This is a genomic window from Bacteroidota bacterium (assembly GCA_016706255.1).
Classification (GTDB): Bacteria; Bacteroidota; Bacteroidia; order Chitinophagales; family BACL12; genus UBA7236.
The window spans coordinates 487,707-511,703 of sequence record JADJJZ010000029.1 but is presented as its reverse complement, the minus strand read 5'-3'; the positions used below and the strand labels follow the sequence as shown (position 1 = coordinate 511,703).

The window sequence follows — 23,997 nt, the reverse complement described above, 5'->3', positions numbered from 1 at the left end:
GACAGCGAACAGACCAATGATGACGAACAATTTTAAAACGTTTGCAGACATTTTGTATTAAACTTTTACCAAAGATGATACACAATATTAGTGCAAACAAGAATATATTTGCTTGATAGTAAGTGCAAGTATTGTGACATTAGATATACAATATATTGACAATCAACAAATTATAATTTAATATTATGAACGAAAATAACTTTATTCATAGCACCTCATTTTGGGAAATTTATAGTCGCTTAGATGATAAGGAGGCTCTGGATTTCATTGGCTTTTCGGGTTCAGGCATTTTGGGGACAAACAAACAGGTGAAAAAACTCGCTGTTTTGTGTTACGAATTAAAACAATCCGGTGAAAAAGCAACCAAACTGTCGGTTTACCAGCAGGCCTTTCAAAAAAAGTCGTATCACCGTCAAATGATGAATAATTATTTATCGGATTTAAAACAATTGCTAACATCTTATATTCAACTAAACTGGATAAATCAGAAAACAGATGTGCAACATTTTGTTTTGGCGGAGGCTTATTTGAAAATGGGTTTATTGGAACAATTTGAAAATGAATCAGAAAAAACTCAATCCGGAAATGAATTATTAAGTGCTGATACTTTCTATTATCAAATTAAAACCAAACAATTAGTGGATGAATATCAGGCGACACAAATTAAAAAACGTCGTTACGATTTGCTCGAGCCGGTGATTGATGATTTCACTACTTATTTTCTTCTGGAAAAAGTACGTATGTATTGTGAACTGGTGAATCGAAAAAATTTAAGAAACCAGGATTTTGATCATTTAAAAATGGAGCAATTTTTACAATTTTATTTTAATGAAAATAATACCGAAAATACAAATTTACTGCTCGCGTTATATTACAGTGTTTTAACATTTTTACGATTCCCGAACGATGAAGCAGCATATGGTATTTACAAACAAAAACTGCAATCAGGAATTTCAATGGCGCATCCACAAACTGCCCGTGAATTGTGCCTTTACGGGCAAAACCAATGTATTCGGCATATCAACAAAAACAATGCATTTTATTTAAAGGAATTATTCGATTTGTATAATTTGATGCTCGAAAATAACATTTTGTATGAAGGTGCATATATGACACAATATACGTTTAAAAATTATGTAACTGTAGCGCTCCGTTTAAAAGCATTTGATGAGGCAGAACAATTTGTTGTTAATTATCAGAACCGCTTACATCCGGCACAACAATTTAATGCTTATCATTATAATCTGGCTGCTGTTTATTTTGAAGAAAATCATTATGCCGATGCCATGAAAATGTTGAACGCTATTCAAATTACTGACCCGGTTTATTACCTGGATTCGCGATGTATTTTATTGAAAATTTATTACCACGAAAACGACTTTGAAGCATTAGCATCGCTGTATGATTCAGTACGGGTTTATTTGTTACGATTAAAACAAATGCCCAAAAAACAATCCGATTTATATAAATTTTTATTTTTACACACCTATAAATTATCCAGAATTAAACTACGTAGCAGGGTAGAACCTATGAGCAGTCTCCAGCCTGAATTACATAAACTCATGCAAAAAATTGATACAACAGATGTCGCAAATAAAGGTTGGTTGCAATCTATTGCTTCCGCTTTGGTGAATTAACATTTAAAATAGCGTAATTACAAGGTTGGGGCGATAAATGACCAAATAAAACCTAAATGTTACAAAACTTTTACCCGTCTATTACAATATAACGGCCATTTTTATCGTAAATTTAGGTCTGAAAATAAAGAAATGCAGGGAATTTTTAAATCAGGTATTCTATTTTTTACATTTTTACTCCTCTCGGTTAGCGCTTTTGCTACACATAACCGTGCAGGCGAAATTACCTATCAGCATATTGAAGACCTGACCTATGAATTTACCATTACAACTTATACAGACCCTACATCGCTGGCTGACCGTGATGAATTGACGATTGCTTGGGGTGATGGAATTACTGAGGTGTTGACTAGAAATTCTATCGAAACACTGGTGCCGGGTGTTATTCAAAAAAATCAATACATCGGCAGACATACCTATGGTGGCGCCGGTAGTTATGAAGTGAGCATGGTAGACCCGAACCGGGTGGAGAATATTCTCAATATTGATGGTTCAGTGAATGTTCCGTTTTGTCTTGTTGACACCATCACCATTTTTGACCCGCTTACTTTCGGATTTAACAGTTCTCCGATATTATTATATCCGCCAATCGATTACGCAAATCTTGGGGAATGGTTTATCCATAATCCGGGTGCCTATGATCCTGATGGCGATTCACTTTCTTATGAATTAGTTGTGCCTTTTCAATATCCCGGTTTGGTTGTTCCCGGTTATCAGTATCCGGATGACAGAACCGGATGTACAGATACCGATGCATTTACAATTAATGTTTTTAATGGCGATGTTATTTGGGATGTTCCATCTTGCCAAGAAGGTATTTATAATATTGCCATTCTCATTAAAGAATATCGCGATGGTATTCAGCTCAGCAGTATTTTACGCGATATGGAAATATTTGTCGAAAAAACGAATAATCATGCACCTGAAATTGCTGAACTTAATGATACCTGTATTTTTGCGGGTGAAGAATTAAATATTTTAGTTACAGCAACCGATCCTGATGTTACACAAACAATTACGTTAAGTGCAACAGGTGGTCCATTGTATATAGATGAAAGTCCTGCCGAATTTTTTAGCACACCGAATGAAGGATTGGTAACAGGAACATTTACCTGGGAAACCGTGTGTAATCATATTCGCTCTGAAGTTTATTCTGTTGTGTTTAAGGCAGAAGATGATTTTCAACTTGGCTTTGAAGAAATTCCGTTGGTTGATCTTGAAACATGGCTAATTACTGTTGTTGCGCCACCACCAATTATTTTAGATGCAGTACCAACCGCAAACGAAATTACCATTACATGGCAGGAAACATATACATGTGCTTCAGCAGATAATTTTTTAGTATTTTCAATATGGAGAAAAATTGGATGTGATAGTACTGAATTTGATATTTGTCAGCAGGGTTTAGAAGGCACCGGTTATGTAAAAATCGGATTTGTTGAAGATGCTTATTCATTTGTTGATTTAGCAGTTGATTATGGTCAGGAATATGCTTACCGTGTTTTAGCTGAATTCGGAGAACGCAGCGAACTCGCTCCCGATTTTATTTATAATGAAGTTTCCAGTGCACCATCAGATGCTGTTTGTGCTGAATTAAAACGCGATTTACCTATTATAAATCACGCAAGTGTGCGCACTACTTCTACAACAAATGGTTCAGTATATGTAGGCTGGTATCCACCACTCGGCACCGATTTAGATACTACTATTTTTTTACCGCCATACAAATATGAAGTAGAACGTTACGACGGATTTACACCTGCAGGAACACCTACATTAATTGCAACATTTACAGCACCTAATTTTTCATCGTTAACGGATACATCATACATTGATACTTTTTTAAATACTGCAGATAATGCCTACAATTATGCAGTGAAATTTTATTTTACTGATGGCGGTGTTTTCGAATTATTAGGAAAAACAGATCCTGCTTCGACAGTTTATTTAACTGCTGGTCCCGGCGATAATAAATTAAATTTATCATGGAATTTTGATGTGCCGTGGTTGAATGTGAAATATGATGTGTTTAAAGAAACACCAACAGGTTCTGATAATTTTGAATTATTAGCAACTACAACAGAAACTAATCTGGTAGATTCAAATCTTGTTAATGGCGAGGAATATTGTTACCGGGTTAAAGCATACGGTGTTTACACAGTTGAAACACTGCCTGATACGCTGATTAATTTTTCACAAATCCAATGCGGTGTACCTGTAGATAACGAAGCACCTTGTCCGCCGGTTTTAGCCGTTAATAATATTTGTCAGAACAGCGAAAACTTGGTAGTAGATGATTCCGATTTAAAAAATGATTTAATCTGGACCAACCCGAATCACAGTTGTGCAGACGATGTAATTAAATATATAATTTATTATGCCTCGCAGGAGGGTCAGGATTTAGTTGTATTAAATCAGGTTACTGATGCCAATGATACAATGTATACACATGAAGGTTTAACATCACTGGCCGGTTGTTATGCAATTATTGCCGTTGATTCATTCGGCAATGAAAGTGCATTAAGTAATGTTGTTTGTGTAGATAATTGTTCAGATTACAATTTACCAAATGCGTTTACACCAAACGGTGATGGCTTTAATGATATTTATACGCCGCGTTTACCAATACGTTTTATTGATCATGTGGATATGAAAATATTCGATAGCTGGGGAAATTTGGTGTTCACGACATCTGACCCTTATATTAACTGGAATGGTAAGGAAGGTAATACAGGTGTAGATTTAAGTGAAGGTGTATACTATTATACCTGCACCGTATTTGAAATTACCGTGACCGGAATTGCACCATTTGCGGCACCTCAGGAGGGATATATTCACCTGATCAGACAGGATAAATCGGAATGATATTATCTGTGTAATTTTGCATCATGTTTACCGGAATTATTGAAACATTAGGAACCGTTGTTGCATTGCAGCAGGAGGGCGGTAATTTGCATGTTGTTGTGGAATCTGCAATTGGCAGCGAATTGAAAATTGACCAGAGTGTTGCGCATAATGGTGTTTGTTTAACGGTTGTAAAAGTTGAAGGCAACAGACATACCGTTACCGCAATTGATGAAACTTTACAAAAATCGAATTTAGGAAATTTACAAACCGGCGATAAAATAAATCTGGAACGTTGTCTGAAAATAGGCGACCGTTTAGACGGCCACATGGTGCAAGGTCATGTTGATGGAAAGGCCACATTAAAAAATATTATTGAACAGGATGGCAGTTTTATTTTACAGTTTGAAACCGATATTCAGTTCAGAAATTTAATTGTAGAAAAAGGGAGTATTTGTTTAAACGGAATAAGTTTAACACTGTTGCAGGTTGGAGAAAATACTTTTTCTGTTGCAATAATTCCTTATACCTGGGAACATACCAATTTAAAATGGCTTACTGTAAATCAAACAGTAAATGTTGAGTTTGATATAATTGGTAAATACGTAAACCGCATGCAGGGTTAATTACAACACTTTGCCTTTCATCGCCATGCCAATTGCCATATCCATTAATCGCTCAGCAAAAGGTTTGGTAAATTCATTTAAGGTTTCAATATGATGATGAATTTCATCTTTATCACTTGATTCCAGTTTTCTTTGTAATTCCTCCATTAATTTTCTGGTGCCTGAAATTTCTTCCTCGGTTAAATGAGCTGCATTTTTTACGATAAATCGATCACAGGTATCAATCATATTGCGGGCTTCAACACGCGCTTCAATAATAGCACGTTCTGCCATATCAGCTTTCGCATTTTTAATCGACTCGAGCAACATGCCACCCATTTCTTCTTCAGTTAATCCGTACTGTGGTTTTACTTCAATTGATTGTTCAACACCACTGCGTAATTCTTTTGCTTTTACCTGCAAAATGCCATCTGCATTTAACTGAAAAACAATTTCAATTTTTGGTAATCCTGCAGGCATTCCCGGAATATTGGAAAGTGTAAATTCTGCCAACTTGCGATTATGACTCACCAAATCGCGTTCACCCTGATAAACGGAAATTAATAATTTACTTTGTCCGTCAACACTGGTTGTATATTGCCTTCCGGCACCTGTTGGAATTTTTGTGTTACGCGGAATAATTACATCCATTAATCCGCCCATGGTTTCAATACCTAAACTTAATGGGGTAATATCCAGCAGTAACATATCTTTTTGATTACCCGCTAAAATATCTGCCTGAATTGCGGCGCCTAAGGCAACTACTTCATCTGGATCAAGACTGTCGTTTACGGTTATATTAAAGAAAGTGGAAATAGAATTTTTCACAAATGGTGTTCTTGTGCTTCCGCCAACCATTACTACTGTATTAATATCGCGAATAGATAATTTGGCATCTTTTAAAGCATTTTTACAACACTGAATTGTTTCATCAACCAATCGTGTAATTAATTTTTCGAAAGTTGCTTTATCTAAATTACAAATTAATTCATTTACACTGCCTTCAAAATTATCGTTAGTGGATAAATGTTTTTTTGCTGCTTCAGCCTTTAATCGAATCGCCTGTGTCGTCTGCCTGTCGAGCTGTTCAGCCTGCACCTGATTTGCTTGTAACCAATGTTCTACAATTAAACGATCAAAATCATCTCCCCCCAAAAAAGTATTACCATTTGTAGATAAAACTTCAAAATAACCACCTTCATTTTCTGCCGGCGTGAGTTTTAAAATAGAAATATCGAAAGTGCCTCCACCAAGGTCGTAAACGGCAATGGTTTGTTCTTCAGTAATTCTACCCAAACCATACGCCAAACTTGCAGCGGTTGGTTCATTTATAATGCGCAATACATCCAGTCCGGCCAATTTTCCCGCATCACGCGTAGCCTGACGTTGTGCATCATTAAAATAAGCAGGAACAGTAATAACTGCTTTTGTAATATTTTGATGTAAAACTTTTTCTGCCCTTAATTTTAATTCTTTTAAAATAAAAGATGATAATTCAATGGGCGAATAAAATTTATCTCCCACTTTAACTTTCACCAAACTTTCGGAATTATCATCAATAATTTTATAACCTAAATGTTGTTGAAAAGCGGCAATATCTTTATACGATTTCCCCATTAATCGTTTAACGGAATAAATGGTATTTTCAGGGTCATCAATTACATGCTGACGTGCGCTGTTACCAACTGTAATACCATCTTTACCAAAATGTATTATTGATGGTACAATGGCTGTAGCTGCTTCATCACGAAGTGCTTCAGGCATGCCGTTTTTATTTATAATGGCAACCAGACTATTTGTAGTACCTAAATCGATACCAACAATAATATCGGGTTTACTGATAGTGCCTTCTTTTATATTTATTGAAATTTGAGCCATAGTTTTTCGAGTATCATCTGAACAGGTTGCAAAATTGAGCAAAAAATGTTTGAACTACCTATTTAAGTTTCATTTGAAAGAATAAGTTCAGGATAAAAGCCTGTGTATATCTGCTTCGAAACGTCAAAACTTCAACCTAACTTTACAGCCCGATGTACAAAACCCTGCTCAAACCTCTTTTTTTTAAATTTCAACCGGAAACTGCACATCACCTTGCGCTTTCCTTGTTTAAAACCGCTTTGTTGATTCCCGGATTCGGTTATTTTTTTGATAAAAAATACAACAAGCGATATCCGCATCTCGAAAAAAAAGTATTCGGCCTCACGTTTAAAAATCCTGTTGGACTGGCAGCCGGGTTTGATAAAAATGCAGCCTATATTCCGCTAATGGCGCGTTTAGGGTTTGGGCATATTGAAGTTGGAACCGTTACACCATTGGCGCAGCCGGGAAATGATAAACCACGTTTATTTCGTTTGCCAAAAGATGAAGCCCTGATTAACAGGATGGGATTTAATAACGATGGAGTAGATGTGATGGTGGAAAATCTGAAACGCAGTTCAGTTGTTGCTGCACGGAAAAAATACGGTGTAGTAATTGGCGGAAATATTGGCAAAAACAAGGTTACACCAAACGAAGATGCCTGGAAAGATTATGTGATTTGCTTCGAAAAGTTGTTTGATTTGGTGGATTATTTTGTAATCAATGTATCTTCTCCAAACACGCCGGGTTTGCGTGAATTACAGGAAAAAGAGCCCCTCACCAATATCATAAATAAGCTGCAGGCGATTAATCGCACAAAACCCGCGCCAAAACCGTTGTTATTAAAAATTGCACCGGACCTAAATACGACACAACTGCTTGATATTGTGGCAATTGCAAAGGAAACAGGATTGTCGGGAATTATTGCTACGAACACCACTTTAGACCGTACTATGCTTAGTACATCACAAAAAACACTCGAAACAATTGGAGCAGGGGGATTAAGCGGAAAACCGGTGACAAAAATTTCGAATGAGGTGCTTTGGTATTTACGTCGCGAGCTGGGCAACGACATGCCTTTGATTGGCGTTGGCGGCATTATGAACCACATGGATGTGATTGAAAAAACCAACCGTGGCGCCAATTTGGTGCAGATTTATTCCGGAATGGTTTACGAAGGCCAGGGAATGGTGCGCAATATTTTGAAGCAATTATAAAGGCAAATGTTATCCTTTTTTGGCAAATCAAACAGGCTTACAGGCCAATCCTCCGCACTAAATTGAACTTTCTGCACCCTAAGTTTGTAACTTTGCAAAGCAAACGATGAGCAAGCACGGAAAAATACTGGTGGCAATGAGTGGTGGTATAGACAGCACCGTTACGGCAATTTTGTTACATGAACAAGGTTACGAAGTGGTGGGTATTACCATGAAAACATGGGATTATGCATCCAGTGGAGGCTCCAAAAAGGAGACAGGTTGTTGCAGTCTCGACTCCATAAACGACGCCAGAACCATTGCCGTTGAAAAACAATTTCACCATTTTATTATTGACATTCGCGAAGAATTTGGTGATTATGTAATTGACAATTTTGTTGATGAATATTTATCCGGCCGCACGCCAAACCCTTGTGTGTTGTGCAATACGCATATTAAATGGGAAGCTTTATTAAAACGTGCCGACCAAATGGACTGTGAGTTTATAGCAACCGGTCATTATGCGCAAATGAATCAACATGCCGATAATGGTCGTTTTTATATTTCTAAAGGTTTAGATGAGCATAAGGACCAAAGTTATGTGCTTTGGGGGCTCAGTCAGGCATGTATGGCAAGAACAAAATTTCCGGTGGGGAATATCCGCAAAACAGAAATTCGTGAAATGGCGCGCCAAATGGGCTATTTTGAATTGGCCAATAAAGCGGAGAGTTATGAAATTTGTTTTGTGCCTGATAACGATTACCGTGGATTTTTGAAACGTAAAGTAGCAGGCCTGGAAGAAAAAGTAGACGGTGGTTTGTTTGTGGATGAGGAAGGCAATATTTTAGGAAAACATAAAGGATATCCTTTTTATACCATCGGCCAACGCAAAGGTTTAGGCATTGCATTAGGTGAACCATACTTTGTTACATCTATAAAACCTGATGAAAATGTGGTTGTTTTGGGTAAAGAAGATGCTTTGTTGCGCAATGGCATGTTTGTGCACCATCTTAACATGCAAAAGTATGCCGCTGTTGAGCCGGGTCATCGTTCTGTAACAAAAATCAGATATAAAAACGCAGGTACGGAAAGTATGTTATCTTTGGAAGGGAATGACCTTTTGCGGGTAGAGTTCGACGAAAATGTCAGTGCCATTACACCGGGCCAAAGTGCAGTGTTTTATGAAGGCAATGATGTAATTGGCGGAGGACATATTTTAAGTTCGTTTATGAAATAAATGCTCGCTCGCATGGTGTATTTCAAAATTGACATTATGCGTAATCAATCAATTTTAATTTTATTGTTTGCACTGCTGTTAACCGGCATTTATTCGTGTGAAGAAACTACGGATAATTCGGAAATGGATACGCCCTTCGAATATTATCCGTTATCGATTGGGAAATTTGTTGTGTACACAGTAGATAGTATTAATTACCATGAAACAATTCCAAACGATACTGTTGCATGGGAAATTAAAGAAATATTGGTTGATACTTTTTACGATTTAAATCAACATTTAAATTATACCATTGAACGGTATCGTCGTGAGCCGGATAGTGTAAACTGGAATATTACGAATGTTTGGAGTGTTTTGGCAATTGACGGGCAAATTCAGAAAGTAGAAAATAATTTGCGTTTTATAAAACTGATTACCCCTGTAAAAGAACAAACCAACTGGGCAGGTAATGTATATTTAGGTGGGTTAGAAGATATTCCCGTTGCGGAAGATTGTAATCAGTTGGATTTTTATGAAGATTGGGAATACACTTATAAAAATGTAGGATTGCCCTATTCATTAAACGGATTTAATTTTGATAATACCATTAAAGTAATTCAGGAAGGTGATTCCAATTTAATTTGGTTTGATTATGCTGAAGAAATTTATGCAGAAAATGTCGGATTAATTCAACAGGATTTTTATCATTATTATACACAGGATTTAACCTGCCCAAGCTGTCCCTGGACAGAGCGGGTGGAATGCGGGTATAGTGTCAAACTCAGAATAATAGATTTTAATTAATAAGTTATTTATACAACGATGAAGCAAAAATTACTCCTTTTTATTATTAGTATTTTTTCATTTCAATTATTTTATGCGCAGATAAATGTTGCTGAAGGGAAAGCAGTTTTATTACCGGAACAAACTGTAATTACATCAAAATACTGGATTTATTTTACCGATAAAGGCAATACTTCAACATTTAAAAATGCACCCGAACAATATTTATCACAACGCGCTATCGAAAGAAGAACACGTTATGATATTGCTATTTCATTTACCGATTTTCCTGTAAATGAAAATTATATTCAGACCTTGCAGACGCAAAATATTCAACCAATTGTTGTATCAAGATGGTTAAATGCAATTAGCGCAAATTTAACGCAGGAGCAGGTTGCGGTGGTTAGTCAATTGGATTTTGTGCAAAGCATAACACCGGTTAAAAAAATGATTAGGGAAGATGAAAATAATCTGCCATATAATAATAATGTATTTTACAGAACGGCATCAACTACTGATGTAACCGGAATTTTCGGCTATGCAACTAAACAAATTGAGCAAATAAATCTGGATACCGTTCTCGATTTAGGATTTACAGGTGGCGATATGGTAATTGCAGTAATTGATGCCGGTTTTTTTGGTGTTGATACAGCAACGTTATTTCAAAGTTTTTGGGATAAAGGTCAAATTCTTGGTGTGCGTAATTTCCCTGACCACAATAATGAAGTGTTTAATATTTATTCCGGCGTACATGGCAGTTGGGTAATGAGTGTAATTGGCGGAGATGTTGCTGATACATTTTCAGGTTCAGCACCTGATGCAAATTTTTATTTATTCCGGACTGAAATTGCCGATAGTGAATATGTTGTAGAAGAAGATTATTGGTTAGCTGCATCAGAAAAAGCAGATAGTGTGGGTGCAGATATCATTAACTCCTCATTAGGATATACAACTTTCGATGATCCGGGTCAAAATCATACTTATGAAGATTTAGATGGTAATACTACAATTGTTACCAAAGCGGGTGATTTGGCTGCATCAAAAGGTATTTTAGTTTGTAATAGTGCAGGTAATGAAGGTGCTGCATCATGGCATTATGTTTCGATGCCTGCAGATGGTGATAGTGTATTTACAATTGGTGGTGTTGACACGGCGGGAATACACGTTGCGTTCAGTGGATACGGACCAACATTTGATGGACGTTTAAAACCAAATGTGGTGGCGTTGGCGTCAGGTTCTGCTGTATTGGATCCGGCAGGATATGTAAATTATTTAGGAGGCACTAGTTTTTCTTCGCCATTAATTGCCGGCGCATGTGCGAGTTTATGGCAAGCGTTTCCTGCTAAAAACAATATGGAAATTATAGATGCCGTTCAGCGTAGTGCACATTTATATCTAACGCCTAATGATTCAATGGGTTACGGCATTCCGAATTTTGGTTTGGCTTATGATATTTTATTGTCAGAAACTGATACTACAGTAGTTGATACAACCGGTGATACAACAATTATTGATACCACAACAGTAGATATTTTTAATATTTTACCAAATCCTGCAAGTGCATTTTTTAATGTGTTGATTCAAAGTAATATAAATCAGCCGGCTTTAATGCAATTTTTTAATATTGATGGCGCCTTGATGTATGAAGAAAAAATTTATCTGAACGCTGCAATGAATAATTCATTTACCATCGATACCCGCAAAAACTTTGCGCCCGGTGTGTATCTGTTTTCGCTCACGGGGAATAATTTTAAACAAAGTAGAATTGTTTTTGTTGAATAGCTTAATTGATGTATTATGATAAAAAAAATCAGTCTCCTCTTTATATCAATTATTACTTTTTCAGTTTTAGTTCATGCTCAATCGAGTGCAGAAAAATATTGGGTTTATTTTACTGATAAAAATAATTCTGTTTATTCCGTTGAACACCCTGAAGTGTATTTAAGTGATGCTGCAATTCAGCGCAGAGCAAAAATGCATATCGCCATAAACACAAGTGATTTACCTGTGAATGTTGATTACGTGAAACAATTGCAGGATGCTGGCGCTACTGTTACCGTTGAAAGCAGATGGTTAAATGCAGTGAGTATATCAGTGCACGATGAAACATTACTTGCTACAATTGCTTTATTGCCATTTGTAAGTAAAATCGAAAAAGTTAAACGCTATCAATTAATTGATGATACGGGAATTCCTGTCGACAATACCGTTTTTTACCGCACAACTTTAGATGATGCTGTTTCTTATGGCGGCGCTTTTAATCAGAATCACATGATTGATGTTGATTTTTTGCATAATCTTGGATACAGGGGTCAGGGCATAAAAATTGCCGTTTTAGATGGTGGATTTTATGGTGTTGATTTTGGAATTGGATTTCAAAGTTTACGTGATAAAAATCAAATAGTTGAAACAATTAATTTTCCGGATGATAATGATCAGGTATATATTTCAAGTACACATGGCAGCAATGTTTTAAGTATAATGGCTGTTGATGAGCCCGGAAAATATATTGGCAGTGCACCGGATGCAGAATATTATTTATTCAGAACTGAGGTTGTTGATAGCGAAAGGGTAGTGGAAGAAGATTATTGGATGCAGGCAGCAGAATACGCTGATTTTATTGGCGCTGATATTATTAATTCATCATTAGGATATACCACATTTGATACCATAACAGAAGACCATACCTATGCTGATATGGATGGCAATACTACCGTTGCTACAATTGCTGCAGATAGAGCGGCAGCGGCCGGTATTTTGGTTTGCAACAGCGCAGGAAACAGTGGTGACGAAGATTGGAATTTTATTGGTGCTCCGGCAGATGCCGATAGTATTATGACTATTGGTGCAGTTGATTTAAATGGAAATTATGTGAGTTTTAGTTCACAGGGGCCAACCGCCGACGGAAGAATAAAACCCAACGTTGCCGGTCAGGGTGCAGGAACTGCCGTGATGGATCAAACCGGTGTGGTGTATTATGGAAATGGAACCTCGTATTCCAGTCCCCTGATAGCCGGAGCATGTGCCAGTTTTATGTCGGCATTTCCTGAATTAACAAATATGCAGGTATTGGAAATCATTCAAAGTACTGCCTCACAAGCCGATAATCCAGATAATAATATGGGTTATGGCATTCCGAATTTCGCGAAGGCTTATCTCACTGTTAAAGGTATAGATTTACCTGAAGATCAAATGATTTCGATAATGCCAAATCCGGCAGCTGATGTTGTTTCTATTTTTATAACGGCAAAAGAAACCGGTGATGCGCATGTATATATTTATGATATAGCCGGACAAATTTTATATACACAGGAAATTAGTATGACCGATGGAAAAGTGATTCCTGTATTTTTTAACAATTTAAATATTCTCGCTACAGGTATGTATATAATTAAATTGGTTGGTGATGTTTATACCGAATCTCAAAAATTTTTAGTCAAATAGTTCATCTCACAAAATAATAATCCCGTTTGAAACGATTATCCGTATTTTTAACGGCTATTTGAATTTATGCTAGAACTTAATTTTAATCCATTCCCTATATTAACCGGTAAGCGGCTGATATTGCGTCAAATCACCATTAAAGATGCAAATGCGTTATATGAATTACGCTCAAGTGAAGTGGTAATGCGTTATATCGATAAACCACTTGCTAAAACTGTGCACGATGCAGTAGAGTTGATTGAAAAAATAATGGACAATTTAACCTATAACGAAGGTATAACCTGGGCAATTTGTCTGGCCGACGATATGCGTATGATAGGTACCATAGGGTTTTATAGATTCAAAAAAGAACATTATCGCGCAGAAATCGGTTATTTATTATTGCCTGAATTTCATGGTAAAGGAATCATGTTTGAAGCAATACAATTAGTGGTGGAATTCGGATTTAAACAATTAAACATTCATTCTATTGAAGCGGTAGTGAATCCAGAAAATAATGCTTCTATAAAAATTCTTGAAAAAAACGGATTTATTAGGGAAGCTTATTATGTTGAAGATTATTATTTTGAAGGAAAGTTCCTCGATTCAGCTGTTTATTCTTTACTTGAAAAAAACTTCATACAAAAATAATGGTATCGGCTGCTGCATGTTCAAAAATAATATTAGCCTTGGCGGATGTGACCTCCGCCCCACATTTTGACCGTACTGCTTTTAAAACCAATAAACGCATATTTGCCACAATGGCTGCGGATGGCCTGTCACTTAATGTTAAATTAACCAAGGTGGACCAGTCTGTTTTTTGTGCCTTTGATGATACTGTTATATTCCCTGTCCCGAATAAATGGGGTTTACAGGGTTGGACTACTGTAAATTTACAAAAGGTATTGCCCTCTACACTTAGTGATGTGCTGAATGTAGCCCATACGACCATGAAAAATTATAAGCCCGGCAAGATGTAACTTTTTGACGTTGCGGGCGTTGTATGAATAATGCTGAAAATATTTACCGTTCATACGTGTTTATATTCCTTTCATCGAAATTATTTCGTGATTCGGTAAACTCATTCTTACTTTGCAACGTTATTACACTAACAAATGAAAAAGACAATTATTTTACTGTGGATGCTAATAGGCCCCATCCTGATTTTTGCTCAAAATAAATATACATTAAGCGGTTACATTAAAGATGCAGCAACGGGTGAAGACCTGATTGGAGCCAATGTTTATGTGAAAGCAGATGTTATTGTAGGAACGGCCACAAATGTGTATGGATTCTTCTCCATGACCCTGCCTGAAGGCACTTATGAAGTGGTGTTTTCCTATATTGGGTATGAAAATCAGGTTCAAACTGTTGCTCTAAATTCGGACCAGCGGATCAATATTTCTTTAAAACAGGGGGAAGTATTACAGGAAGTAGTGATTGAGGATGAACGTTCAGATGCCAATGTGCAAAGCACAGATATGGGAACTGTTGAATTAAATATTGAGCAGATAAAAACAATACCTGTATTATTCGGAGAGGTAGATATTTTAAAAACAATTCAATTGTTACCGGGCGTAGGCGGGGCAGGCGAGGGGAACACCGGTTTTTATGTGCGCGGAGGTGGTCCCGATCAAAACCTAATTCTTTTAGATGAAGCAGTTGTTTATAATACCGGGCATTTGTTCGGTTTTTTTAGTGTATTTAATTCGGATGCTATTAAAAATGTTACGCTCATAAAAGGAGGGATGCCTGCACAATATGGTGGCAGATTGAGCAGTGTGGTTGATGTGCAGATGAAAGAAGGTAACAATAAAGAATATCAGGCTGAAGGTGGTATTGGTTTAATTGCTTCGCGTTTAACCTTGCAGGGGCCAATTGTAAAAGATAAATCCAGTTTTATTATTTCAGCAAGAAGAACATATATCGATGCATTGGTTACTCCATTTTTAAAAGGAACAGATTTTGAGGGTAATGGTTATTATTTCTATGATTTGAATACCAAAATGAATTATAAATTCAACGATAAAAACAGGATATTTTTAAGTGGTTATTTTGGTCAGGACATTTTTAATTACTCAGCGCCGGATAATTCACTGAATGTAACTGTTCCCTGGGGTAATGCAACAGGTACTGCAAGATGGAATCACTTATTCAGCGACCAGTTGTTTATGAATGTAAGTGCCATTTATAACAGTTTTGATTTTTCAGTTGAAAGCCAGTTTCAGGATTTTAATTTTAATTTATTTTCAGGTGTGCGCGATTGGAATGGTAAAGTAGATTTTGATTATTATCCAGGCTCTAATCATGCAATTAAATTTGGTGCAAATTATATTTTTCACAATTTCACACCTTATTCTGCGCAAGGAAGTTTTGATGATGTGGAATTTAGTACCGATACATTGAGCAATAAATATGCACACGAATCAGGTATTTATATTCAGGATGAATTTGATATTACCGACCGGTTAAAAGTAAATATTGGTTTGCGTGGAAATTATTTTGCACAAGTTGGTCCTTATAATGATATTATTTACGCTGCTGATAATCAAACAATTTTAGATACGGTTTATTATGGCCCGGGTGATATAATTGCCGACTATTATGGCCTGGAACCCAGATTTAATGCACGTTTCATACTTGACCCGCAAAGCTCTGTTAAAGTGGGAATTACCTATACCAATCAATATATCCATTTAGTTAGCAGTGCCACATCAACTTTACCCACCGATTTATGGATTCCAAGTTCCGAAAAGGTTAAACCACAAATTGGTATCCAATATTCTGTGGGTTATTTCAGGAATTTTGCTGATAATAAATTTGAAACCAGCATTGAAGTTTATTATAAAGATTTACAAAATCAAATTGAATATGCCGATGGTTATGTGCCTGAATTAGGCACCGATATTGAAGATAATTTTGTTTTTGGACGCGGACGTTCTTACGGAGCTGAATTTTTTATTAAAAAGGCAAAAGGTAAATTTAATGGTTGGATCGGATATACATTATCGAAAACAGAACGTCAGTTTGATGATTTGCAAACCGGTAAAAGCTGGTTTCCGACTAAATATGACAGAACACATGATTTAGAAATTGTGGCGATTTATAATTTCAGCGACAGATGGGATTTTTCTTCCACTTTTGTTTATGCAACCGGCCAGGCAACCACAATTGTTGAAAGTTTTTATGTAATTGGTGGTGAATTACAAACAGATTACGGTCCGCGAAACGGTTACCGAATGCCGGCTTATCACCGTTGGGACATATCAGCAACCCTGAATAATAAACCGGGTAAAAAATTTGAAAGCAGTTGGAATTTTTCAGTATATAATGTGTATTCGAGAAAAAATCCATACTTTATTTATACCACATGGGAAGGTGATTTTGCTTATGGTTCAGTTGATGTTCAAGCAAAACAAGTTTCCATTTTTCCAATTATTCCGAGTGTAACATGGAATTTTAAATTTTAATCAGCAAAAAATTTTATGCAATTAATTAACAGATATCAATATATTTTCGGACTTACTGTAGTGATCAGTTTATTCAGTGCCTGCACAACTGATATTACTTTAGACCTACCTGCTCCTGAACCAAAAATTGTTGTAGAAGGTACAATTGAGCCGGGTTTACCACCTATTATTTCATTAACATCAACTGTACCATTTTATGGTGAAGTTAATTTTAATGAGTTGGATGCATTTTATGTACATGATGCAACAGTTACGGTAAGCGACGGTGTTAATAGTGTTGAGCTGGTTGAATTTTGTCTCGATGAAATACCTGAAGAACTAATGCCTTTGGTGGCGGCCTTTTTAGGGTTTGAGTTGGATTCTACAGGTTCGTTTGCAGTCAATTTTTGTTTATATACCGTGCCCGATATATTTGCAGGAACGCCTGCCTTTGTAGGTGAAGTTGGTAAAACATATACCTTAAATATCAGTTATGAAGATAAGGTGCTTACTTCAAGCACAACACTTTATCCGCCTGTTCCACCTGATTCTATTTATTATGTTCCGGATATGAATCCTGATGTTGATTCACTTGTTCGTTTATACATTGCACTTACTGAGCCGGAACCTCAGGGTAATTTTTATCGCTATTTCACCAAACAAAATGAAGAAGCTTTTTATCCGGGATTTTCTTCTGTTTTTGATGACAATTTAATTAACGGGCAATCGTTTAATTTTACTGTGGACCGCGGTTATAATCCAACAGAAGATTTTTCAATAAATCCATATGGCGTTTTTAAAGTGGGTGATACCATTATTTTGAAATGGTGCAGTATCGATTTCCCAACATATGATTTCTACCGTACACTTGAATTTGACAGTGGTTCTGATGGTCCGTTTTCATCGGCTACAATTGTGCAAACAAACATTAATGGTGGTCTCGGAATATGGTGCGCTTATGGTTCTGTTTATGATACACTGATAGTGCAGTAACGCTGATGGTATTAATGCTCAGGGTCAATTCACCATTTATGCCTTTTCTAATATATTGATAAACAGTAATGTAGTAGTATTTAATTTTTGTCCATTATATTTGTAATACAACGACAACTATTTATTACTATTTAACTTTTGTTATCATGCATGCAATCAGTGTAAATCTTAACGACTATTCTCAAAATAAATTATTAACACATAAGTTGGAGTATCCCTTAAAATTGGTAAGCTTTACCATTACACTTTGGTTGTGTATGAACCACAGTGCATTATCTGCACAAACAGCTAAAGGTGATATTTTAGCGGGAGGTGCCCTTTATTTTTCGATGAGTAATGCTGAAGGCATATCATCAACTGATACCAACCAAACAGCTTCCACGAATTTTTCCATTAGTGTATTTGGCGGATATTTTATTGCAGACAGGTTTGTTGTAGGTTTAGGATTAGGTTATTCCAGGGCTGCCAGTACTAATAATTATGCCCCCATTGAGTTAACAGATATTAATTCAACAATTAATCCTGAAATATTATTGCGTTATTATTTTCTGGATGGCGAACTGATAAAACTATGGAGCGGATTGGGTATAAGAATGGGTTTTGGCACTTATGAGGATCATTATTATGCATACGATGAAAATAATAATGGGTACGAAGACGTTATTACCGATAAATTGACAACACTGGATATTGGAATAGGTCCCGGAGCATCTATTATGCTTACACCGGCAATTGCGCTAGAAATTTATTATGGTTCAATAGGATATTCCACCGTTAAATTAAAACGGGAAGATGGTTCTTATGATTATGTTGGCAACACCTTTGGTGTCACGTTTGCTAATTCCTTTGGGTTTGGTTTGGCTTATCATTTTTAATGTATGTTTATTTTTGTTTACTTATGAAGAAGTTTTTATTTAATGCGAATGCCACCTATTTTAACTTTGGAATTTTATTTTTAAGAATAGTTTTAGGGGCATCATTTATATATAATCACGGATTTGATAAAATTGCGGATCCTTCACGATGGAGTAAGCTAGGGGCACAAATGGAAATCATGCATATCCATTTTGCACCGGTATTCTGGGGCTTTATGGCCGCTTTTGCTGAATTTTTCGGCTCCGTATTTTTAATGCTTGGTTTGTTTACCAGAATTTCTGCCTTTATGCTAGCCTTTACAATGTTAGTTGCATTTATAGCCGGTCACAGCGCTTCTGATTTTAATGCGTATCCATTTGAAATGATGATTGTATTTATTACTATCATGATTATCGGACCCGGTAAATTTAGTATCGATGCCCAGATTTCAGGGTTTAAAAAATAATTTTATTTATAAGCGTGTACAACTTATTAGTACACATTAAAATTACATTTGTAAAAACCTTATGCGACGTACGTTTCAGGCCGCTGAGTACAAAATTGTACGCTGTGTACAAAGTTGTGGATGAGTACACTTGTACAACGTACCGATTCATTATACTTTTGAACTATCAAATAAAACAAAACAACTTTACGTTAAGCAATTATTAATAAACGTAAAAGTAACTACACGATATACAACGATGCTTTTGCTGAATTTCGGTTCAAGAACCAGCACAAGTATGAAAAGAGAACGGCTCCCGGTGAGCCGTTTTTTTATTTTATAAAAATTTCATTCTCAGCATACTAACTTATTTGGAGTTTACGTTTTTTCGCTATATTTGATACCGTTCCGGAAACCCACACAAGATTTTGTTTAGAATTATTATAAACAACTATACATGCACCGGACGAATTACCTGTTTTTGCTTATAGTATCTGCTTTGGTTGTATCCTGCTCTAAGGATGCCATTGTTCATGAGGACCTTATTGTTGACGGCAATGTTGCGCCACCCATTGATGGTGTTGCTGAGATTACCCTTAATAATTACATCAATAACTTATACATCGACTTATTTGGCAGGGCTGCAACAGAGTCAGAAATAACTGATAATGTAGAATACCTGAAATCTAATGCCTATTCGGTTGAATCAAGAGAAGTAATTGTTTCAGAAATGTTAAGTCAATGGGATTATTACAAAAATTTTAATCTGCTTACATCTCAACGACTGTTAGTAAATCTTGACACATTTTCATTGCAATCACAAATCGATTACTGGGTTTATATTATTGATCTTTTGAACGACACAGGCCTCGAAACAGAAGTTTTATATTATACATTTGAAAATAACCGATTAATATTATTGTCTACTGCCCATACCGATTTTTACAGTGGCACGATTGGTGTAACAGAATATTTCAGAAGATATATTGATAATTACTTTTATGACCAGGTAAATATGGGCAGTGAAAACTTTGTTATTTCCTGTTTTACTAATTTGCTGCATCGATATCCTACAGATGATGAAAAATTGCAAGGCGTTAATATTGTTGACGGCGGAACCGGAACTTTGTTTTTACAAGAGGGTAGTAGTAAAGGTGATTTTATAGATATCCTAATTCATTAACTTGAATTTTATCAGGGTCAGGCCATTGAGGCCTACAGCACATATTTAGCACGTTTGCCAAATAGTGAAGAAATGAATACCGCAGCCTTACAAATTCAGGCGGAAGACGATTTTGAAAATGTTAAACTTGAATTATTAACTTCTGAAGAATATGCAGGATTTTAAACATTCATATCAGTTCAGCAAATTAATACTTGCACTGCTGATTATCAGCTCTACACTTGTTGCATGTAAACGCGAAATAGTGGAAGAGGTGGTATATGATAATATCATCTATCAAATTGATACAGTACCGGTGTATCAGTCGAACTCTGAAAAAGACCGATTAAAAACACCATTACAATATATTTCCAGTTTGTACAGCAATCTCTATTATTCCAGCATACCTTCTAATATGCTAGATAATCTTGTTATTTATAGGTTATCGATTGGTGATAAAACACTGGTTAATGAGATGATTCTTAACGCAATGTTAAAAGATCCGGTAGTTGTTGCCAATATTCCAAATAATGCAGAAATGCGCGATGATGTTGATCAATTTATATTAGATTGTTATTTACGATTTTATTTACGTAATCCAACAGAATATGAAAAATACGGACTGGCAAATTTAATTGAATCAGACCCGGATATAACTGTGATTGATGTGTATCGTTCCTTTTTATTAAGTAATGAATATATGTTTTATTAAAATATTTTTTTCAGCATAACCTGAATAATAAATTAAATGAACAGAAGAAAATTTTTACGCAATACGTCACTTGCAGCAGCAGGAATGATTGCATCACCTTATATACTGCCTGCAGGAACACTATTTCGCAGCTCCGGCATGCGACTCGCAAATCATGTTGTGTTAGTTGTATTTGGCGGTGGCATAAGAAACCAGGAATCTGTGGAACAACAGTATTTAGTAAATCAGGCTGCAGGACCTTCAGGTAATATTATGCGTAATATGCTGAATGGTGCATCACCCGCTTATAACCTAGTGTATGATGTTTGGGATCCGGTGGTTCCGGCTCCATTAGTTACTAAAGGAACGTTATTTAAACACATGCGCTACGCCAGTGGGCCAACAGGTCACTTTAACGGGCATACTGCTGTAATTACCGGTAATTATACGCCGGATAGTTTAAACTTGTATGCGAATCCTGCTACGCCAACTTTATTCGAATATTACAGAAAACATAACGACCCGCAACAAACTGCATTAAATGCCTGGTGGATGTCACTGGATTTAGGTCCTTATGTAAATTTAAATTATAGTCTCGACCCACTTTATGGTGCCCAATACGGAGCAAATTATTTAAGTCCGCAAACTACGTTCGGCTATTTAGGTATGGATTATTTTTCTACATTAAATACCATGCACCCTGAAGAACTCGCGCGATTAAATTCGATTAAATCATTTTTAAACAGCAATTTTAATCGCAGTGTAACCGATATTCCGGGTATTTATAATTCAGCAGATGATAAACAGGCAATTCAGGATTTTATTTTAAAAGTGATTAAGGGTGTAATTCCAATTGAGTGGCCATTACCTGCAGGTGTTGGATTAGATCAAATTACAGGCGATTTATCCAATATTGCGGTATCCTGGAAAGTAATGCAACAATTCCATCCTGAATTAATGGTAATCAATACAACTAATCTCGATATCTGTCATACTAATTTTAGCGAATATGCATCTTATTTGCATCGTGCAGATTATGGTGTGGGTTGGTTATGGGATAAAATTCAAAGCGACCCGATACTTGCTAATGATACCATCATGATTTGTATTCCTGAACATGGCAGAAATGCATCACCTAATGCAATTGCTGATGCAAACGGATTATTTGCTTACGATCATACCGGCGATGAAAATTCTAGGTCTATTTTCAGTTTAATTGTTGGTCCGCCATCTGTTGTAAATCAGGGATTGGTTGTGGGTACTGAAGAGGTTCCTGTTGGTGAAACAATTGATATTGTTCCAACCATTGCACACATTTTAGGATTTAAAGACAGTATTCCGGGTGGATATTTATCAGGTAATGTTTTAGAAGCCGCATTTGCATAATATGAAAAAACTCAATTTCATAATTCCTACGCTTGCTTTTTTTATAGTGATAATTATATCCTGTAAAAAAGAAATTATTCGCATTGAACCGGACATTCCGTTTAATCCGTTTGATACAATTGATTATAGCGATGGTGTATTGGATGATATTCCAATTGACTCAACAAGTTTTTTAGGTTTACATACTTACATTTTTAGTAAAACTTGCGCTGTTCCCGGTTGCCATGACGGTACTTTTGAACCGGATTTCAGAACGGTGCAAAGCGCATATAATACTTTACTCTATGCACCGGTGATTAAAAATAATGATGAAGGTACTTTTACCTACCGTGTTATTCCGGGTGATACTGCTATGTCGTGGTTGCATGAACGTATTACCACTGAGGACGAAATTCTGGGTCGTATGCCATTATATGACACGCTTTATCCTGAAGAACGTGCAGCTATCACACAATGGATTTTAAATGGTGCACCCGATGTATTCGGCCAGTCTCCAACGCTCGCCGATTTTCAACCAACAACCTTCGGTTATATTGCCTATTTAAATGACACCACCGGAATGCGAATAGATACTACCAGAAATGATTTTTCTTCGCCTGTAGAAATTCCATTAGGTGCTACAGTTGAATTTTGGTATGGCATTTATGATACAGATGAAAATGGTGTCTATCAAATGCCTTCTACCTTAGTGCAAAATAAAGTAAGAATTAGTCAGGATATGTTTATGAATACCGGCTACACAGAACTTGAATTTGAACTGGAACCGAATTTTGCTCCGTTTTACGGACCGGTATTTTATGATGAAACGGTAGAGGTTACTTACTGGCATCATTTTACAATTAATGCTGATGACTTTGAACCGGGTAAATTATATTTCATGCGTGCTTATATTCAGGATAATGCACATGATTTTATGACTGAAATTCCGGACAATTCGCAATTATATATCATAGGTTACTTTTCATTTGTTATTCAATGATAAAACAAACAAGCATATTTTTTCTTGTTGCAATTGCCTTTCTCGGATGCAAAAAGGATGATGATGTTATCAACCCGCCAATGAGCGACATCCCTTATATTGAGATAATTTCTGCAACACCTGCCACTGTTACAGCGCTTGCTGATTCTATTGTATTTATTGTGCATTATGAAGATGGTAATGGCGATTTAGGGTTTAATTACCCCGATTCAGTGTCACTTTATGTAACCGACCCCCGAATTCCACTTACTGAATCGTTTTTCGTCCCGCTTTTAGCCCCGGAAGGTGCTGATATTGCTATTCAGGGTGAGTTGGAGGTTACTTTAAACAATACCATCCTCGTAAACCCGGATGCCGATTCAGAAACTGTTTTATTCGAAATTCAACTCCGCGACAGAAGCGGCAATTATAGTAATGTTGCCATCGCACCCGCAATAACGGTACTCCACGAATAAACCGCATTCCCAATGATTTCG

General features: G+C 36.3%; 20 protein-coding genes. 19 read left to right on the top strand and 1 reads right to left on the bottom strand.

The window, feature by feature from the left end:
• The first annotated feature begins 185 nt into the window (after positions 1–185).
• From IPI65_20230 to IPI65_20220, 3 genes are all read left to right on the top strand, one after another.
• Positions 186–1,637, top strand: coding sequence for a hypothetical protein (locus IPI65_20230; GenBank protein MBK7443760.1), 1,452 nt, complete (start codon positions 186–188; stop codon positions 1,635–1,637).
• 132 nt (positions 1,638–1,769) lie between these two features.
• Entirely contained in the window at positions 1,770–4,502 is a 2,733-nt protein-coding gene (locus IPI65_20225; GenBank protein ID MBK7443759.1) for a gliding motility-associated C-terminal domain-containing protein, read from the top strand.
• 23 nt (positions 4,503–4,525) lie between these two features.
• A complete protein-coding gene (locus IPI65_20220; GenBank protein ID MBK7443758.1) occupies positions 4,526–5,107 on the top strand; it encodes a riboflavin synthase in 582 nt (193 codons plus the stop codon).
• Here IPI65_20220 and hscA read toward each other — a convergent pair whose 3' ends face one another.
• Positions 5,108–6,964, bottom strand: coding sequence for a Fe-S protein assembly chaperone HscA (hscA, locus tag IPI65_20215; protein MBK7443757.1), 1,857 nt, complete (start codon positions 6,962–6,964; stop codon positions 5,108–5,110).
• Between the two features lie 152 nt (positions 6,965–7,116).
• Here hscA and IPI65_20210 point away from each other — a divergent pair, with 152 nt between their 5' ends.
• The 16 genes from IPI65_20210 to IPI65_20135 all read left to right on the top strand — a co-directional run bounded on the left by IPI65_20210 (position 7,117) and on the right by IPI65_20135 (position 23,976).
• Complete coding sequence (locus tag IPI65_20210) at positions 7,117–8,160, top strand: quinone-dependent dihydroorotate dehydrogenase (GenBank protein ID MBK7443756.1); 1,044 nt, start codon at positions 7,117–7,119, stop codon at positions 8,158–8,160.
• A gap of 106 nt (positions 8,161–8,266) precedes the next feature.
• Complete coding sequence (gene mnmA / locus IPI65_20205; protein MBK7443755.1) at positions 8,267–9,376, top strand: tRNA 2-thiouridine(34) synthase MnmA; 1,110 nt, start codon at positions 8,267–8,269, stop codon at positions 9,374–9,376.
• Between the two features lie 36 nt (positions 9,377–9,412).
• The gene (locus IPI65_20200; GenBank protein MBK7443754.1) at positions 9,413–10,159 is read left to right on the top strand and encodes a hypothetical protein; all 747 of its coding nucleotides are present in this window, start codon (positions 9,413–9,415) and stop codon (positions 10,157–10,159) included.
• Between the two features lie 18 nt (positions 10,160–10,177).
• Entirely contained in the window at positions 10,178–11,920 is a 1,743-nt protein-coding gene (locus tag IPI65_20195; protein MBK7443753.1) for a S8 family peptidase, read from the top strand.
• A 15-nt stretch (positions 11,921–11,935) separates the two neighbouring features.
• Positions 11,936–13,582 carry a S8 family peptidase gene (locus tag IPI65_20190; GenBank protein MBK7443752.1) on the top strand — a complete coding sequence of 549 codons (1,647 nt, stop codon included), beginning with the start codon at positions 11,936–11,938 and terminating at the stop codon, positions 13,580–13,582.
• Between the two features lie 66 nt (positions 13,583–13,648).
• Complete coding sequence (locus IPI65_20185; GenBank protein MBK7443751.1) at positions 13,649–14,212, top strand: GNAT family N-acetyltransferase; 564 nt, start codon at positions 13,649–13,651, stop codon at positions 14,210–14,212.
• Positions 14,212–14,541 (top strand): MmcQ/YjbR family DNA-binding protein, encoded by a 330-nt coding sequence (locus IPI65_20180; protein ID MBK7443750.1) that lies wholly within the window; start codon positions 14,212–14,214, stop codon positions 14,539–14,541. Before IPI65_20185 ends, IPI65_20180 begins: the two co-directional genes overlap by 1 nt.
• Positions 14,542–14,676: 135 nt before the next feature.
• Positions 14,677–17,031 carry a TonB-dependent receptor gene (locus IPI65_20175; protein MBK7443749.1) on the top strand — a complete coding sequence of 785 codons (2,355 nt, stop codon included), beginning with the start codon at positions 14,677–14,679 and terminating at the stop codon, positions 17,029–17,031.
• A 15-nt stretch (positions 17,032–17,046) separates the two neighbouring features.
• A complete protein-coding gene (locus tag IPI65_20170) occupies positions 17,047–18,003 on the top strand; it encodes a DUF4249 domain-containing protein (protein ID MBK7443748.1) in 957 nt (318 codons plus the stop codon).
• Between the two features lie 146 nt (positions 18,004–18,149).
• A complete protein-coding gene (locus IPI65_20165) occupies positions 18,150–18,878 on the top strand; it encodes a PorT family protein (GenBank protein MBK7443747.1) in 729 nt (242 codons plus the stop codon).
• A 23-nt stretch (positions 18,879–18,901) separates the two neighbouring features.
• On the top strand, positions 18,902–19,324 hold the full coding sequence (locus tag IPI65_20160) for a DoxX family protein (protein MBK7443746.1): 423 nt from the start codon (positions 18,902–18,904) through the stop codon (positions 19,322–19,324).
• A gap of 460 nt (positions 19,325–19,784) precedes the next feature.
• Positions 19,785–20,486 (top strand): hypothetical protein, encoded by a 702-nt coding sequence (locus IPI65_20155; protein MBK7443745.1) that lies wholly within the window; start codon positions 19,785–19,787, stop codon positions 20,484–20,486.
• Between the two features lie 151 nt (positions 20,487–20,637).
• Positions 20,638–21,177, top strand: coding sequence for a hypothetical protein (locus tag IPI65_20150; GenBank protein ID MBK7443744.1), 540 nt, complete (start codon positions 20,638–20,640; stop codon positions 21,175–21,177).
• A gap of 36 nt (positions 21,178–21,213) precedes the next feature.
• Positions 21,214–22,542: a hypothetical protein gene (locus IPI65_20145; GenBank protein MBK7443743.1), complete on the top strand. Its 1,329-nt coding sequence runs from the start codon at positions 21,214–21,216 to the stop codon at positions 22,540–22,542.
• A 1-nt stretch (position 22,543) separates the two neighbouring features.
• Complete coding sequence (locus tag IPI65_20140) at positions 22,544–23,521, top strand: hypothetical protein (protein ID MBK7443742.1); 978 nt, start codon at positions 22,544–22,546, stop codon at positions 23,519–23,521.
• Positions 23,518–23,976: a hypothetical protein gene (locus IPI65_20135; protein MBK7443741.1), complete on the top strand. Its 459-nt coding sequence runs from the start codon at positions 23,518–23,520 to the stop codon at positions 23,974–23,976. Before IPI65_20140 ends, IPI65_20135 begins: the two co-directional genes overlap by 4 nt.
• Positions 23,977–23,997: the final 21 nt, after the last annotated feature.

Coding starts and splice junctions, on each gene's coding strand:
- IPI65_20230 (MBK7443760.1), top strand. CDS start 186: ATGAACGAAAATAACTTTATTCATAGCACCTCATTTTGGGAAATTTAT.
- IPI65_20225 (MBK7443759.1), top strand. CDS start 1,770: ATGCAGGGAATTTTTAAATCAGGTATTCTATTTTTTACATTTTTACTC.
- IPI65_20220 (MBK7443758.1), top strand. CDS start 4,526: ATGTTTACCGGAATTATTGAAACATTAGGAACCGTTGTTGCATTGCAG.
- hscA (MBK7443757.1), bottom strand. CDS start 6,964: ATGGCTCAAATTTCAATAAATATAAAAGAAGGCACTATCAGTAAACCC.
- IPI65_20210 (MBK7443756.1), top strand. CDS start 7,117: ATGTACAAAACCCTGCTCAAACCTCTTTTTTTTAAATTTCAACCGGAA.
- mnmA (MBK7443755.1), top strand. CDS start 8,267: ATGAGCAAGCACGGAAAAATACTGGTGGCAATGAGTGGTGGTATAGAC.
- IPI65_20200 (MBK7443754.1), top strand. CDS start 9,413: ATGCGTAATCAATCAATTTTAATTTTATTGTTTGCACTGCTGTTAACC.
- IPI65_20195 (MBK7443753.1), top strand. CDS start 10,178: ATGAAGCAAAAATTACTCCTTTTTATTATTAGTATTTTTTCATTTCAA.
- IPI65_20190 (MBK7443752.1), top strand. CDS start 11,936: ATGATAAAAAAAATCAGTCTCCTCTTTATATCAATTATTACTTTTTCA.
- IPI65_20185 (MBK7443751.1), top strand. CDS start 13,649: ATGCTAGAACTTAATTTTAATCCATTCCCTATATTAACCGGTAAGCGG.
- IPI65_20180 (MBK7443750.1), top strand. CDS start 14,212: ATGGTATCGGCTGCTGCATGTTCAAAAATAATATTAGCCTTGGCGGAT.
- IPI65_20175 (MBK7443749.1), top strand. CDS start 14,677: ATGAAAAAGACAATTATTTTACTGTGGATGCTAATAGGCCCCATCCTG.
- IPI65_20170 (MBK7443748.1), top strand. CDS start 17,047: ATGCAATTAATTAACAGATATCAATATATTTTCGGACTTACTGTAGTG.
- IPI65_20165 (MBK7443747.1), top strand. CDS start 18,150: ATGCATGCAATCAGTGTAAATCTTAACGACTATTCTCAAAATAAATTA.
- IPI65_20160 (MBK7443746.1), top strand. CDS start 18,902: ATGAAGAAGTTTTTATTTAATGCGAATGCCACCTATTTTAACTTTGGA.
- IPI65_20150 (MBK7443744.1), top strand. CDS start 20,638: ATGCAGGATTTTAAACATTCATATCAGTTCAGCAAATTAATACTTGCA.
- IPI65_20145 (MBK7443743.1), top strand. CDS start 21,214: ATGAACAGAAGAAAATTTTTACGCAATACGTCACTTGCAGCAGCAGGA.
- IPI65_20140 (MBK7443742.1), top strand. CDS start 22,544: ATGAAAAAACTCAATTTCATAATTCCTACGCTTGCTTTTTTTATAGTG.
- IPI65_20135 (MBK7443741.1), top strand. CDS start 23,518: ATGATAAAACAAACAAGCATATTTTTTCTTGTTGCAATTGCCTTTCTC.